Genomic DNA, 13,560 nt, shown 5'->3' with positions numbered 1-13,560 from the left:
ACGTGTTACGGCAGCGCCGCGTGACTCAGGGCACTGCCAGCAAAGGCGTTGGCCTTTTTGTGTTCATCCACACTTTCAGGCCAGTGGATTGCCTCCGTCGCAAAGGTTCCCGACTTGTAATACGTCAGCGCCGTCTCTGTGCCTTCAAGCGGCAGTACCAGTATGCCAACCGCACTACCGGCTTTCTGTCCGTCCCAGACCACCAGTTTCCCGGTGGCTTCATCCAGCATCAGGGGCGTCAGAGCCGGTGTTGCAGAAGAAATCCCGCTGCTGCCTGTGGCGGTATGAGCCGGATCATTACCGGCAAAAATACGTACTTCCGCACGCTGTTCAGTGATGGTTTTCGTCACCATATTGTAAAAACCTCCTATTGATGGTCAGCACTGGCTTCATGGCATGGCCATGAGCATTTTCACGTCCGCATCACCGTCTGCTGACGTCTGTGGCACGCCACCCTGTACCGCTGCCGGTGAATGGTTCGCCATGAAATGTTCAAACATGGCGGTTGTGGATGCAGAGACCGGTTCTGCCTTACCTGATCCCGCAGCCAGCACAGCCCGGGCGCACTCCACAGTCATTCCCGGGCAGGCAGCCAGCTGTTCAGCCTGCACCTCAGCCCCTTTTGCCTCATCCAGTGCCATGATCTGATCACGGAGTGATGGTCCGGCATCCGCCTGCGGTGAAGCAGCCAGGATCGGGCGGGCTTTTTCCACCGTCATCTCCGGCATCGCCGCCAGCGTTGCCGCCAGTTGTTCACGACCGTTCGCTTCTTCACACGCCATAATGCGATCGGCTTCACTCTGCGTGGATGCCACCGGCTGCTGCGGTGCCGCCGCGGCCAGAATCGCCCGGGCCTGTTCAACGCTCATGCCCTGTTGTCCTGCCAGCATCGTGGCAAGCTGTTCACGTCCTTTCGCTTCCTGGCATGTCAGGATCCCCATCACTCGCTGGTTCTCCTGCGCGGCGGCTTCCGTTGCAGTTAATTGCGGCATAGTGCCTCCTCTGACATTACTGTTCAGCGCCGTGGCCATCACACTGATGGCATCCGACGCATTGATTAATTCATCCGCCAGCCCGGCCTCAATGCCGGACTGACCTTCAAAAACAGCGGCCTCTGTTCCTGTGACTGCATCAACAGACAGACCGGTAAACATCGCCACTTTTTCGGCAAACATCCGGCGCGCCGCATCAATCCGCTGCTGCATGTCCTGGCGAACCTCTGCCGGCAACGCTTCAAACTGATTGCCATCCACCTTGTGCGCCCCTGAGTAAATCAGCGTGATATCCACACCGGCCTGCGCCAGATGACCGGCATAGCTGACATGGCTCATCATCACGCCAATGGAACCGATACGGGATGTCTGGGTAACCAGCCGTCGGGAGCAGGCCGACGCCAGCAGCATGGCTGCAGAACAGGCCGTGTCATTGCACAGTGCCCAGACCGGCTTCTGCTGACGGAGGCGGTAAATCATGTCAGCGCAGTCAAACGCGCCGGCGGCCTGCCCGCCCGGACTGTCAATGTCCAGCAGTACGCCCCGCACCTGGCTATCCGCCATTGCCTGCTGAAGACAGGCGACAATACCGTCATAGCCTGTCATTCCGGAAAATGGCCGCATACCACCCAGCCGGTGCACCAGCGTGCCGGTCACCGGCAGTACAGCAATACCGTTCACCACCCTGTAAACACGGGCCGGTCGTTTACCTCCGGCCATGTACTCGTCCGTTTCAGCCAGCATTCCGAGAGCATCAAACTGTACCTGCTGTTGTGGTACCGAAAGACTTGCTGCCCCCATCTCGCGCCCGAGCGCGCAAAAGAAAACCCGCGCATAGGCGGGCTCCAGAAGCAGCGGTTCATTGAATGCTGCGGCAATAATGTGTGAAAGATTACGTCTCACGTGGTGTTGTCTCCTCTTCCGGCCTACGACTCTCCGCTATCTGCTGCTGATACGCCTGCGCTATCCACACCGGACGTGAGAGTCCGGCTTTTTGCCGCTCAGCAGATTCCCTGACCTGCTGGCGGAAAATGTCCTGATAATCCTCGCCCATCAGCGCCAGCTCTTTCTCATACGTGCTCAGTCCGGCCTCAATGCGCATCACTGATTCCTGGACTTCCTTGAGCCCGTCAATGGCCATTCTTCCGGCACCAATCCACTCTGCCCGTGACCAGGCTGATCGCGCCTGATAAAAATCAAAACGTGCCCGTGGCGGACGAATAATCCCCCGAAGAAGTGCCTCTTCCAGCCAGCAGGAAAACATCTGCGTGGCCAGCCGGGCCGCAATAAATTTTCGCCGCCCCATAAAATAGCGCCACGACTCATTGGCGGAGGCGCGGGCACTTGAGTAACTGACCTTCGAGTAATCACGGGACAACTGTTCGTAGGAAACGCCAAGACCGGCGGCGATATACCGCAGCAGCGCCTGTTCAAGCGCAGAAAATCCATTGTCTGAATCCTGCGCAGTCTGTAGTTTCAGATCATCACCAGGGAAAAGGTGCGGAATTTTGACACCGCCCAGTGTCACGTTATTCGTGTCATACCAGCTGGAAAACTTCTCCAGAATATTAATAAGCGGATTATCCTTCTGCTCCTGTGGCGCGCCGGCGATATATTCAAAGGCCTTTTCGGTATCAAGTTCACTTTCAATCGTCGCTGCATACATCGCCTTCACTATGGCCGACTGAAGCTGTGTTGCCTGCAGGGAATCGAGCATCTTCAGCCGTTCCATGACGCTGTAAAACTGATTAGCCCCACGGGTCTGCCCGTCCTCCACCGGCTCGAAAATATGCAACATGGCCGGACGCCCGGTGGGAAGTTCACGCGGGATCCGTTCCCATCGTCCACTACCAGAGAACGGAAAATCATCCTCACAGATATGGTACGCGACGGCACGGCCATATCGATCGACCTCCACACCGGCCCGCAGAAAAGGGTTCCCCATACCGTGTCCAGGCGTGTCCACCCGTTTCGGACTCACGGCTTTAAAACGCGTACGGAATAACTGCGTGGTTTCCGTATCCCAGACCGGCTGCACAAAGATTTCGCCGTTAAACGCATGAACGCCCACACCTTCACGGATAAATTCCGTGAACGTGCGTTTTCCTTCCACGTCGATCTCGCCAAACATCCCTTCGGCGTATTCCGACCAGGCCGCCTCCACCTCATCGACAAAGCTTTTTGCTGCGGTCTCCCGCATCCCCAGCCAGCGCCAGTTCGGACGGTAGCTGATCAGAAACATATGCCCGACAATGTGATCCTTATGCAGAGCCACCGCATTAGCCGCTATTCCGTTATTGCGCACCAGATCATCTGCCCGGGCATTCCCCAGACGCAACGCGGGCAGCAGGGCCGCATCGGCACTCTGCGCCGGTGGCAACCACTCAGCCATTTGCCCGCCAAATCCTGCACCGCCCCCGTTGTAGCTGAGACTCTCACGAAGCGGAACGCCGTTCACATCAATCAGGACAGGCGTTCGTTTCATAACCTCACTCCCAGCGGACGACGGCGACACCGGGTTGTCCCCAGTACCGACTCCGCATCATTGATCGCCCGGTTAAGCTCATCCAGAGAAGCCGCCGTATATTCAATTCTGCGACCATCTTTCTGGACAGACACCACCCGTTTACCGGTTAATAAATCAAGGCGCGCCTGACGCAGCGCCTGCAGTTCAGCGACTGTAACCATTCACTCCTCCGGACAGCTTCGCTGCCAGTTCTTTAAGGGTTGGCCGGGTCGTCTCTTCTTCCCGGGATTTTGCCAGTACAGCCAGATCAAGCTGCCAGCGTTGCACGGACACACGTAATGCCGCGTAGGCATACACCAGGCAGTCCAGCGCTTCGTTACGCCGCTTTTTGTTATCCCACAGCAGACGCATCTTTCCTTTTTCCCACTTCTCCACAAGCTCTTCCGCGACCAGTTGCTGCGCCTCTGTCTGCGAAAAAATCTCCGGATCATCAGGAAAACGGATGGCATACGACGTGGCTTCATCCACAGGCGTGGGATCGGCTTTCATACGGGCATAGAGAATTTCTTTTGCGGTGTCCGTCCCCACTTCACACAGATACACGCCCCGCTGATTGCGGGTTTTTGGCATGGTGATCACCGGCTTGCCATAGACAGATGCGCCTTTTACCGGCAGCACCCGGAAAACACCGTGTTTTTTTGACCTCTGATAAACGATTTCGCCATCGATCCCCCCGATGTCCCAGCAGACACGGGAAATAGTCATTTCGGTTCCGTCTGCATGGCGGTATTTTTTGTTGATCGCCGCATCCACACGTAACAGCGTCTCTTCCTCATCGGGACGCCCCATAATGATGATTTTATCCACCAGAAAGGCTTCCTCTCCCGGAGCCCATCCCCAGACATACATCTCAAAACGGTTTCGCTGCGAGTCAATGCCCGCCGTCAGATAAACCACCCGGGCAGGCACCGCCGCCGTGTAACGCACAACCTTATCCATCAGCACCTGGTGATCGAGTTTTTCGCCCACAGCCTCTTCCCAGGTCTCGCCCAGCGTGGTGTTCACAAAGGTTTTCAGGCCGTTGGGATCTTTCAGTGCATCCAGCCAGTCATAGACAATCTGTACCCAGGTGGTGAACGGACTGTACGCCGTCCAGATATGGAAAGTGATGGAGCGCGGCGGCGGAATTTCATCACCCCGGGCGCTGAAAAACATCAGGCCGTCACGGGTCCACATGCCCGTGTTTTCACAGATCCACCGCCCGTTACTCTGGTCAAGCTCAGACTGATGGATCACACAGCCATGATGCTCACAAAGGTAGAAAACACTTTCTGGCTTATTCTTCTCCCACTTAAGACCGAAAGGCGAGGCATCATCGCCAAATTTCAGATACTGCTCCTCCCCACAGTGCGGACAGGGCACATAAAAACGCATGAAGTGTGCCGACTCGTTAGCGGCTTTTTCGATCTGGCAGGAGCCTTTGATTTTAGGCGTCGAGCCGCGAATGGATTTTGGCCATACAGAGCCCTCAATACGTTTATCCCCCAGCAGGGTTGGCGAACCCTCTTTTTCAACATCCGGTTCGAACGAGGAAAGCTCGTCATAACAGACCACATCCACGGATTTTTCACGGTAGTTTTTTGCTGCCGCACCACCCAGACACCAGAACCCCACACCGGAGGAAAAACGCTTCAGGGTGAGCGTATTATCGCGGTGTTTTCTTCCGAACCATGGAGCCAGCTCCAGCAATGCAGGAACATCCCTTATCGTTGGCTCAACATGAGATTTCATAAAATCTTCAGCAGCTGAGTCCGTGGGCTGAAAAAGAAGGCTGTTGCGTGATTTATGCTCAATAAAATAAGCCTCCACTCCCAGCAACATCTTTGTATAACCAACACGGGCAGATTTAATCAGGTTAACCGTGCGAATCAGATCGTTGCCCATACAGTTCATGATGCCAACCTGATACGGCAGTGTTTCCCACCGCCCCGGGGTATAAGACGACTCTTTAGGAAGGTAATAATGTTTATTGGCCCACTGAACTGTCGTCAGTGGAACAGGAATAATGAGAGATAAAAGCCCTTTAGCTATCGCACCGGCTGCATTAGCTGCCTTCTGCGCGTCTGAAATCATCGATCCACCCGCCCACGTTTTCACCGGCCTTAGCTGCAACATTGGAGGCTTTCGCGATTTCAGTTTTCACCACATCAAGGTGTGATGGTGAAATGTCCGGATATTTACGCTGTAATGTCAACGGCACACGCACAAGTATCCCCGAAATCTCCTGTGCCACACGTTGCAGAATGAAGGTAAACAGTTCAGTTTCCAGCACTACTCCGTCTTCACGGGCATTTTTCAGTTCCTGCGCATCTGCCTGCGCTTTTGTGAGCCGGTAGCGTTCATAGTCAATGGTGCCGGGTTGTAAATCTGACTCCGCTGCCGCACGCAAATCGTCCAGTTCTTTGCGGAGCTTTTCGTTTTCGATATCAGTTTCCCTCTGCGCATACCACTGAATTGCCATGGCAGTATCAAATACAGATTCAATGCCCTTACTACCTTTGGAGGCGCAAGGGAGTCCCTGAGACTGCCAGCGTTCAATCGTCCGCGGGTCCACGTTGAAAATTTCGGCAAGCCTCTTTTTATTAACCTTCATGAAAACAACCCATTATCAAATACAAGGCCCGACATGAAAACGCCAGAAAAAGGCATTTTCGGACACTTTCATGTCGGACCTTTACGGATGCAATATTAAAAAAAACAAAAAGTTATATTCGAGAAGTACCGACACGATTTTCCCTGAAAAATTTTCATAAATAGTGAAAAACCGCGAGGTCGCCGCCCCGTAACCTGTCGGATCGCCGGAAAGGACCCGCAGGCGTTCTGGTTTATTCGCAATGAATTCAATATCTGACAGACCTGAATACACGTCCTGTTTCTTCCACCCCGCACAGGACTGGCGAGCATGAGGGACAAACCCGCGAATAATAAACGCGGTAAAAACCCGGTGTGCATCGTTTTTGATTATTCCCGCACACTCGCGCAGAAGGAATTCCCCGTCGGGCTACGGTCATGGTTAATGCAGGAATACGGCGACGATACAGCGCATAATGTGTCAGGCTTGAATACCTTTATCGAATCCCGGTAACGAATTCTCCTGACGTTCCAGTCAGGTGATGATATGCATGGTGAGATTCAGATATGAAAAAGCCCCGCTAAAAGCGAGGCCATAAATCACTTAATATCTTATTGAGGACGCTGGAGTAATCCGTGCTGAGCGAGAGTTAGAGCAATGTCATAAGACCCTTGCCTGTCTTTATAGCAAGTTTTATCAACTAGCTCAGCTTTGCTAATTCCGGGTAAATCAAGAATCAGATTCGCAACTTCAATTGCCCTTTGGTACAACTTACCGATCTTTTTCTCCCCATGATGTTGTTTTACATTCTTCAGATAACCGCTATCCGCCAGAGCGAGAAACGTTGCCCTTGGGCATCCCTTCTTTCTTGCCGATTCGCTTTCTGTAACCTCAGCGACAGCAGCCTCCCATGCATCACGAGGAGACATTGAGTTATGAGCAACCAATTGATAAGCATTTAAAGCGGCTTGAGCGTATTGAGACATAATGCATCCATATACAAAAATCTTATGATAAGACTTTTCTAATATGAACACTGTGATCTCACATACTCTTGCAGACCATTCAATTGGTTAGTTACGGTTTCGATGCGCTCTCTGAGAACGAAATAATCCCGTTGAGCGGTGTCAGTAAGTCTGGGGCTGGCACCATCATCCACGCCGGAGGCGGCGGTGGTTTTATGCATGTCCGGACAGACTGCTTTGACGCGCAGCCACTTACGACCAGCAAAAACATCAGCACGTAGACTTTCGATAGTCGCGTTAGCATCAGCAAGCTCCTTTGTGTATCTGGCGTCGAGTTCTGCTACATCACGTTGACGCTTCTGCATGTCAGCGATAGTAGATGCGGCTTTGTCGCGCTGCTCTTTGTAGGCGATGGCGTTATCACGGTAATGATTAACAGCCCATGACAGGCAGACGATGATGCAGATAACCAGAGCGGAGATAATCGCGGTTACTCTGCTCATTGTTGCCCCCACAAACAGACTTCACGCTCAATCTCACGGCGAGTCATCAGCCCTTTCCATTGCTTACCGCCAGCGTATGTCCAGCGCCGTAGCTGATCACATGCGCCTTTGATATCGCCCTGGTTTATTTTGCGAAGAAGCGTCGATGTTCTGAAATTGCCAGCGCCCACGTTGTAAACGAACGAGTAAAGAGCGCCGCGCGTTGTTTCCGGTATATCGACTTTGATGTACGGGTTAATTTGTCTGGCGACAGTGGCAAGGTCTTTATTCAGGAGGGCTTTGCATTCTGCTTCGGTATACGTTTTACCGAGCATGATGTCTTTTCCGGTGTGTCCGTGACATACAGTCCATACGCCAACGATATCTTTGTATGGTATGTAGCTGACACCTTCCAGGCCATCGTCACCACTCGGACCAGTGATGAGCACAGACGCTATAGCAACAGCCCCACCACCAATAGCAGCAGCAATAGCCTTGCGTAATGATGGCGACATTATTCACCTCTCGCAGCCTTACGCTTATCTTCTTTAATCTTGAAATAAAGGTTTGTCAGATACGTCAGCAAGCCAAATACCAGACTACCCAGCACACCTATTGCCGCCCACTGTGAGGGCGTGACTTTATCGAGCAACTGTAAAAACCAGTACCCGGCACTACCTGCTGAGGTGCCATAGGCGACACCCGTTGTTAACTTATCCATGGATTTCATAACCCCACCTCGCAGACAAAGCGGGTGTAAATTAAGGGGATACTACGTATCGCAATAAAGGCAGAAACGTAACAGATTCGGAGTCAGTGAATAACTCAGGTATTGGGTTATCAGCTAATATCGAGACTCAAAACATGGAAAAACCCGCTCGACGGCGGGTTTAAGCTGTGTGACGAAGTAACCACTCTTAACAGCATAACCAATTTTTTACGTACGTAAACTACTAAATGATATTTGTGAGAATGCCACCGAGTGTTCAAAACACCACCACAAATACATAAGAAAACTTCAACAAATAACCAATGAATAATTTCCGATGTTATTTTTAGTTTGTTTAAATTAAGCTAAAGAATTATAGAGCGCTTATAAATAAGTGCCATTAATATAAATTAGCTAATAGATTTATTTTCGTTCAAACAAGAGCCATGAATAGGATTAGATAGAAAAGGTTCAGATAAAAATAGAGATCTACTTCACAAATTAAATGAGAAACTAAAACTTACATCTTGAAATAATCGCATTGATTAGATGAATATTTATCGCGCAGTGACATCATTTTTTAATAATAGTTCAAAAAAAAGGGCGTACAATGAAAAAATTAACAGTGGCAATTTCTGCTGTAGCTGCATCAGTACTGATGGCGATGTCTGCTCAGGCAGCTGAAATTTATAATAAAGACAGTAACAAGCTGGATCTATACGGGAAAGTTAATGCCAAGCACTACTTCTCCTCTAATGATGCAGATGATGGTGATACTACTTATGCCCGTCTTGGCTTCAAAGGTGAAACCCAAATCAACGATCAACTGACTGGTTTCGGTCAGTGGGAATATGAATTCAAAGGCAACCGTGCTGAATCTCAAGGTTCTTCCAAAGACAAAACCCGTCTTGCATTTGCAGGCCTGAAATTTGGTGATTACGGCTCAATCGATTACGGCCGTAACTACGGTGTAGCATACGACATCGGTGCGTGGACTGACGTCCTGCCAGAATTCGGTGGTGATACCTGGACCCAAACAGATGTGTTCATGACTGGTCGCACTACTGGTGTTGCAACTTATCGTAACAACGACTTCTTTGGTCTGGTCGATGGCCTGAACTTTGCTGCTCAGTATCAGGGTAAAAATGACCGCACTGACGTAACTGAAGCCAATGGTGATGGTTTCGGTTTCTCCACTACTTATGAGTATGAAGGATTCGGCGTGGGTGCAACCTATGCTAAATCAGATCGCACTGACGGTCAGGTCGCCTATGGTAAGAGCAAATTCAATGCCTCCGGCAAAAATGCGGAAGTATGGGCTGCAGGCCTGAAATATGATGCGAACAATATCTATCTGGCTACCACATATTCTGAAACTCAGAATATGACCGTTTTTGGTAATAACCATATTGCAAACAAAGCACAAAACTTTGAAGCAGTAGCACAATATCAGTTTGACTTCGGTCTGCGACCATCTGTTGCTTACCTTCAGTCAAAAGGTAAAGACCTTGGTGTTCATGGTGACCGAGACTTAGTCAAGTATGTCGATGTCGGTGCTACTTACTACTTTAATAAAAACATGTCCACTTTTGTTGATTACAAAATCAACTTAATTGACGATAGTAAGTTTACCAAAACAGCTGGTATTGATACCGACGACATCGTCGCTGTAGGTCTGGTTTATCAGTTCTAATCTGACTTACGAAAAAGATATGTTGCGGGAGGCTTTGCCTCCGCAACATATAAGTGGAGCCCTCAAGCCACTTCCTTTAGAAGCACTACCTTGCTTCTTACTATATAAACCTTCTGTTATATATTACCCTTTATTTTGGGGGCGTTTCCACGCCCCATTTTTAATAACTTTTAGTAAACAATTGCATATCAATTAGAATTATTAGCAACGATATCCATATCTAACCGGATATCTAATGCCATTAACATCCCTTCAATTATGCCCTCAGCCTTCTGTAACCTTTTCCCGATATAACCATCCGAGCAGCAATGCTTACTTGCCAGTGACATGAATGTCATACCACATACATAATAATCTACTAATAAATCGTGTAAATCGCTGTTGTTCTTTTTCAGACGGGCCATGCACCCGCAAATGATCATCGCGTCATCGTCACAACATTGCGGGCGAGATTTTACTTTTGAAGGAATTAATCCCTTAAAACCGGCGGCAACGGACGACCAGGTCACATCTTCATGATTATTAGCCGCCCACGCTCCCCAACGCTCAAGAACCATCTGAATATCACGCATCAACTTACTCCACAAAAATCAGACCAGAACGCCAATTACAAGCAAAAATCAACAAAACAGTATTAGTTGATTGTTATCTCTGACTTCATACTCCTGCTCCTGTCAGGGTTTTGGCGTAATTCTTCAGTATTCGGTAATCGGTCAAAACAGAACCAGGAAAACGATATAAGCGCAGGCGCACCCAGCGGCGGCGAAGACGCTCTGCCATATAAGACTCAAACATCATTCATCTCCCAGTTCAGTGATAGTCAGCTCCAGCTTCCCACCTTTGGTAACGGGCATCTTCACAACGCGGTAATCAACGACCTGAGCATCATCCAGCCAGAAACCTGCTTTGGTGAGTGCGTCAAAAGCGGCCTTTTGCAGATTATCAAGGTCACGGCGACGGCGATCCGGCATGTGGCACTCAATGCTGATTTTCACAGGAATAGCCAGGCCGATATCCAGCATTGCGTTTTTAATGATTCGGGCGACATTATCGCGGTATGCCTGCCCCTCTGCGCTGATATGCGTGCGTCCGCGATTATGGCGGTAATAGCGATTATTGCTCGGCGGCCAGGGTAATGTGATGCTGTAGGTATTCACGCCTCAATAACCCCCTCTTTCAACCAGATAACCTGTGTTCTCGCCATACCTTCCAGCGCGCATTCTTTTGCATATCCAGCGTCAACAAAATGCGTGCGACGGTCGATTTCGTCGTGGCAGGCAGAACATGCAATGGTGGCAATCAGGTCTGGCGGTTTGATACCGGTACAGCACAATCCAGCCAGCCGGATATGTGCCAGTACTGACGTTTCAGGATTGCCATTACATACGCCAGGGATTCTTACCTGGCATTCCCGACCACGCGCTGCTTTTCTCAAATCAGCCATGATTCCTCCTTGCTGCCAGTCGCAACCATTTTTTATCAACCAGGCTGGCGGTATACCCGAGCAGTGTTGGTATTTCGGATGGCTTCAGCTCAGGTTTACGCTTACGACGATTTGGTACTTTGTAGATGTGTCCGTTCATGACACGAATAAGCGGTGTAGCCATTACGCCTCCTGCTTGTCGCGCAGCAGCTGGAACTCGCAGCGCTGCGGAATAGTCAGGTGGCAGCCAATATTCATCGCCCAGGCTTCAACCTTACACAGGAAAACATACATCTCTCCGGTATCAAGATCGGAGGTATGGCGTAACGACTGGATAGTAGTGATTTCGCCGGTTACGACATCAACCAGGTCCTTGGTTTCATAACCGAGGTATGTGTGTTTGAGAGCATCTTTTACCCATGCTGCGGTAGCGAACGATTTCCCCCTGCTGATGAGGTATTCACTGATTTCGCTGTACCACATATGGCTGAGTGCATTCTGGGAAAGACTGCGTTTCTCACGCCACGGTTTAAGCACCATGCGAAAGCATTTTCCGTCCTCCAGATAAGGCTGGATCTGCTGGCCGAAAGCGGTGAAGTTGCCGCGATGCAATTTGATGCCATCTTGTGGGAGGTTCACGATTCACCTCCGCAGAGGCCAAACGCTGGATGCAAAAAATCGCAGGTGCATTTCTGCATCTGTGAATGGAGAAGATAGGTTGGATTGTATGTGCGCATAAACGTCCCCGTTTAGCGCAGAAGTCACAGGAGTTGTTCAGGCTCCGGTGATACAATTATGGCGAATTGATTATTCATAATCAAACAAGATAAGGTCTCAAACTTCATGCAAGCCAAGATTTATTTCTGACAGAATTATACAAAGAAGCTATTGGTCAGAATCTACTCGGACTGTAAAACATACGCATAACCTTAAGCTCTCACTTTAAGCATTGTTGAAATAATAGCCGTCAAGTACAACCTTAACCACGACTGGGATATTTCCCTAGCTACCACGAGTTGTACTGCTATTAAACTGCCGTTAAATTCAGTAAGAGAATTTCATCCGATAAGTCAAGGCATGTAAAACATGAAAATTAACAAGATATTATCATCTGCAACACTATTGTATGGTATGTCAATGGCCATGTCGGTCGGGAGTTGTGCAACACCTGTCCAGACTAATCTTCCTGGTTACACCCCGGGTGCAGATATCATTAGTGTTTCACCCACCAGAAACCAGGTCGATCTCATTGGTGATGTTGTTTATTCCCAGATAAAAGGAACTCGTTCTGTCAGACAGCTTCACATGTCAGTTCTTGTCCCGCGAACAAATGATTTAAAACCAGCCATTATTTATTATCCCGGCGGCGGATTCATGTCTTCTGAACATGACAAATTTATTGAAATGAGAATGGCTCTGGCTGAAGCTGGTTTTGTTGTGGCCGCTGTAGAATACAGAACAATTCCTGATACATTTCCAGCACCAGTTGAGGATGGGAAAGCTGCAATACGTTACTTGAGAGAACATGCCAGCGATTATGGGATTGATCCTCAAAGAATCGGAGTTCTGGGTGACTCTGCCGGTGGATGGCTTGCCCAGATGATGGGAACTACAAATGGTGACAAAACCTTTAATAAAGGTGACTTTCTTCAGCAATCAGCAGATGTTCAGGCAGTTGCCACACTTTATGGGATTTCTGACTTGTTGAATATTGGCGAGGGGTTCCCTGAATCAGTGCAGGAGGTTCATCGATCTCCTGCCGTAACCGAAGCCTTAATGATCAATGGCCCTGCATTCAGAAGTTTTGCGGGAGCCCCCATAACAGCGTCAAAAGAAAAAGCGCTAAACGCCAGTCCAATCGGACATATGAAAGGAGTAAAACCCCCATTTCTTATTATGCATGGTAGCAAAGACACTCTGGTTTCACCTGAGCAAAGCGCCAAACTATTCAGGATGTTGAAGAAGAACGGCGATAACGCTGAGTACGTTCTGGTAGAAGGGGCTGAGCATGGCGATAATACATGGTATCAGCCAATTATTATAAACAGAGTTGTTGAGTGGTTTACTAAAAACCTGGGAACCCCCATAAAAACCGCTACCCAACAACAAAAAACAAACGCTGACCTGTAAAAAGCAGCCCGCACTTATGCGGGCTAACCTATTTCACTCGATTCAAAAGAAATTATTTTTAATGGGG

General features: G+C 49.6%; 20 protein-coding genes. 3 read left to right on the top strand and 17 right to left on the bottom strand.

Annotated features, from left to right (window positions below):
- Positions 1 to 5: 5 nt before the first annotated feature.
- Genes ACJHYO_RS09005 through ACJHYO_RS08980 form a run of 6 tightly spaced genes read right to left on the bottom strand, consistent with a single transcriptional unit; the run spans position 6 to position 6,112 of the window.
- Positions 6 to 353 carry a head decoration protein gene (locus ACJHYO_RS09005; protein WP_000256813.1) on the bottom strand — a complete coding sequence of 116 codons (348 nt, stop codon included), beginning with the start codon at positions 351 to 353 and terminating at the stop codon, positions 6 to 8.
- A gap of 36 nt (positions 354 to 389) precedes the next feature.
- The gene (locus ACJHYO_RS09000; protein ID WP_001253893.1) at positions 390 to 1,895 is read right to left on the bottom strand and encodes a S49 family peptidase; all 1,506 of its coding nucleotides are present in this window, start codon (positions 1,893 to 1,895) and stop codon (positions 390 to 392) included.
- A complete protein-coding gene (locus ACJHYO_RS08995; RefSeq protein WP_001441934.1) occupies positions 1,885 to 3,477 on the bottom strand; it encodes a phage portal protein in 1,593 nt (530 codons plus the stop codon). The genes ACJHYO_RS09000 and ACJHYO_RS08995 overlap by 11 nt, the downstream gene beginning before the upstream one ends.
- Complete coding sequence (locus tag ACJHYO_RS08990) at positions 3,474 to 3,680, bottom strand: phage head-tail joining protein (RefSeq protein ID WP_000258997.1); 207 nt, start codon at positions 3,678 to 3,680, stop codon at positions 3,474 to 3,476. The genes ACJHYO_RS08995 and ACJHYO_RS08990 overlap by 4 nt, the downstream gene beginning before the upstream one ends.
- Complete coding sequence (locus ACJHYO_RS08985) at positions 3,664 to 5,592, bottom strand: phage terminase large subunit family protein (protein ID WP_022296416.1); 1,929 nt, start codon at positions 5,590 to 5,592, stop codon at positions 3,664 to 3,666. The genes ACJHYO_RS08990 and ACJHYO_RS08985 overlap by 17 nt, the downstream gene beginning before the upstream one ends.
- Entirely contained in the window at positions 5,564 to 6,112 is a 549-nt protein-coding gene (locus ACJHYO_RS08980) for a terminase small subunit (protein WP_000867568.1), read from the bottom strand. Before ACJHYO_RS08980 ends, ACJHYO_RS08985 begins: the two co-directional genes overlap by 29 nt.
- Before the next feature lie 309 nt (positions 6,113 to 6,421).
- Between ACJHYO_RS08980 and ACJHYO_RS08975 the strand changes: the two genes are divergently transcribed.
- Positions 6,422 to 6,604 carry a hypothetical protein gene (locus ACJHYO_RS08975; RefSeq protein ID WP_001205136.1) on the top strand — a complete coding sequence of 61 codons (183 nt, stop codon included), beginning with the start codon at positions 6,422 to 6,424 and terminating at the stop codon, positions 6,602 to 6,604.
- A 98-nt stretch (positions 6,605 to 6,702) separates the two neighbouring features.
- Here ACJHYO_RS08975 and ACJHYO_RS08970 read toward each other — a convergent pair whose 3' ends face one another.
- Genes ACJHYO_RS08970 through essD form a run of 4 tightly spaced genes read right to left on the bottom strand, consistent with a single transcriptional unit; the run spans position 6,703 to position 8,268 of the window.
- A complete protein-coding gene (locus ACJHYO_RS08970; protein ID WP_000084844.1) occupies positions 6,703 to 7,077 on the bottom strand; it encodes a DUF6979 family protein in 375 nt (124 codons plus the stop codon).
- Between the two features lie 38 nt (positions 7,078 to 7,115).
- Positions 7,116 to 7,559: a lysis protein gene (locus ACJHYO_RS08965; protein ID WP_001441931.1), complete on the bottom strand. Its 444-nt coding sequence runs from the start codon at positions 7,557 to 7,559 to the stop codon at positions 7,116 to 7,118.
- Positions 7,556 to 8,053, bottom strand: a complete 498-nt coding sequence (gene rrrD / locus ACJHYO_RS08960) for a lysozyme RrrD (RefSeq protein WP_000075094.1) — start codon at positions 8,051 to 8,053, stop codon at positions 7,556 to 7,558. Before rrrD ends, ACJHYO_RS08965 begins: the two co-directional genes overlap by 4 nt.
- Positions 8,053 to 8,268, bottom strand: coding sequence for a phage lysis protein EssD (gene essD / locus ACJHYO_RS08955; RefSeq protein ID WP_000839596.1), 216 nt, complete (start codon positions 8,266 to 8,268; stop codon positions 8,053 to 8,055). The genes rrrD and essD overlap by 1 nt, the downstream gene beginning before the upstream one ends.
- Before the next feature lie 589 nt (positions 8,269 to 8,857).
- Here essD and ompC point away from each other — a divergent pair.
- Positions 8,858 to 9,940, top strand: a complete 1,083-nt coding sequence (gene ompC / locus ACJHYO_RS08950) for a porin OmpC (protein ID WP_000737271.1) — start codon at positions 8,858 to 8,860, stop codon at positions 9,938 to 9,940.
- A gap of 188 nt (positions 9,941 to 10,128) precedes the next feature.
- On the opposite strand, the gene quuD is transcribed toward ompC, so the two are convergent.
- The 7 genes from quuD to ACJHYO_RS08915 all read right to left on the bottom strand — a co-directional run bounded on the left by quuD (position 10,129) and on the right by ACJHYO_RS08915 (position 12,100).
- The gene (gene quuD, locus ACJHYO_RS08945) at positions 10,129 to 10,512 is read right to left on the bottom strand and encodes an antitermination protein QuuD (protein WP_001204794.1); all 384 of its coding nucleotides are present in this window, start codon (positions 10,510 to 10,512) and stop codon (positions 10,129 to 10,131) included.
- Positions 10,513 to 10,597: 85 nt separating this feature from the next.
- Positions 10,598 to 10,738: a YlcG family protein gene (locus ACJHYO_RS08940; protein WP_000971095.1), complete on the bottom strand. Its 141-nt coding sequence runs from the start codon at positions 10,736 to 10,738 to the stop codon at positions 10,598 to 10,600.
- Positions 10,735 to 11,097: a crossover junction endodeoxyribonuclease RusA gene (gene rusA / locus ACJHYO_RS08935; protein WP_001099697.1), complete on the bottom strand. Its 363-nt coding sequence runs from the start codon at positions 11,095 to 11,097 to the stop codon at positions 10,735 to 10,737. The genes ACJHYO_RS08940 and rusA overlap by 4 nt, the downstream gene beginning before the upstream one ends.
- Positions 11,094 to 11,384, bottom strand: a complete 291-nt coding sequence (locus ACJHYO_RS08930) for a DUF1364 domain-containing protein (RefSeq protein WP_000774475.1) — start codon at positions 11,382 to 11,384, stop codon at positions 11,094 to 11,096. Before ACJHYO_RS08930 ends, rusA begins: the two co-directional genes overlap by 4 nt.
- Positions 11,377 to 11,547 carry a NinE family protein gene (locus tag ACJHYO_RS08925; RefSeq protein ID WP_000224907.1) on the bottom strand — a complete coding sequence of 57 codons (171 nt, stop codon included), beginning with the start codon at positions 11,545 to 11,547 and terminating at the stop codon, positions 11,377 to 11,379. Before ACJHYO_RS08925 ends, ACJHYO_RS08930 begins: the two co-directional genes overlap by 8 nt.
- A complete protein-coding gene (gene ybcN, locus ACJHYO_RS08920) occupies positions 11,547 to 12,002 on the bottom strand; it encodes a DNA base-flipping protein YbcN (RefSeq protein WP_001053006.1) in 456 nt (151 codons plus the stop codon). Before ybcN ends, ACJHYO_RS08925 begins: the two co-directional genes overlap by 1 nt.
- Positions 11,999 to 12,100, bottom strand: coding sequence for a hypothetical protein (locus ACJHYO_RS08915; RefSeq protein ID WP_072190466.1), 102 nt, complete (start codon positions 12,098 to 12,100; stop codon positions 11,999 to 12,001). Before ACJHYO_RS08915 ends, ybcN begins: the two co-directional genes overlap by 4 nt.
- 349 nt (positions 12,101 to 12,449) lie before the next feature.
- On the opposite strand from ACJHYO_RS08915, the gene ACJHYO_RS08910 reads away from it, so the two are divergent.
- The gene (locus ACJHYO_RS08910; RefSeq protein WP_001535299.1) at positions 12,450 to 13,493 is read left to right on the top strand and encodes an alpha/beta hydrolase; all 1,044 of its coding nucleotides are present in this window, start codon (positions 12,450 to 12,452) and stop codon (positions 13,491 to 13,493) included.
- The last annotated feature ends 67 nt before the right edge of the window (positions 13,494 to 13,560 follow it).

It is taken from the genome of Escherichia sp. WS1118 (assembly GCF_046487695.1).
GTDB classification, from domain to species: Bacteria; Pseudomonadota; Gammaproteobacteria; order Enterobacterales; family Enterobacteriaceae; genus Escherichia; species Escherichia coli.
This window is presented reverse-complemented; position numbering and strand designations above follow the sequence as displayed.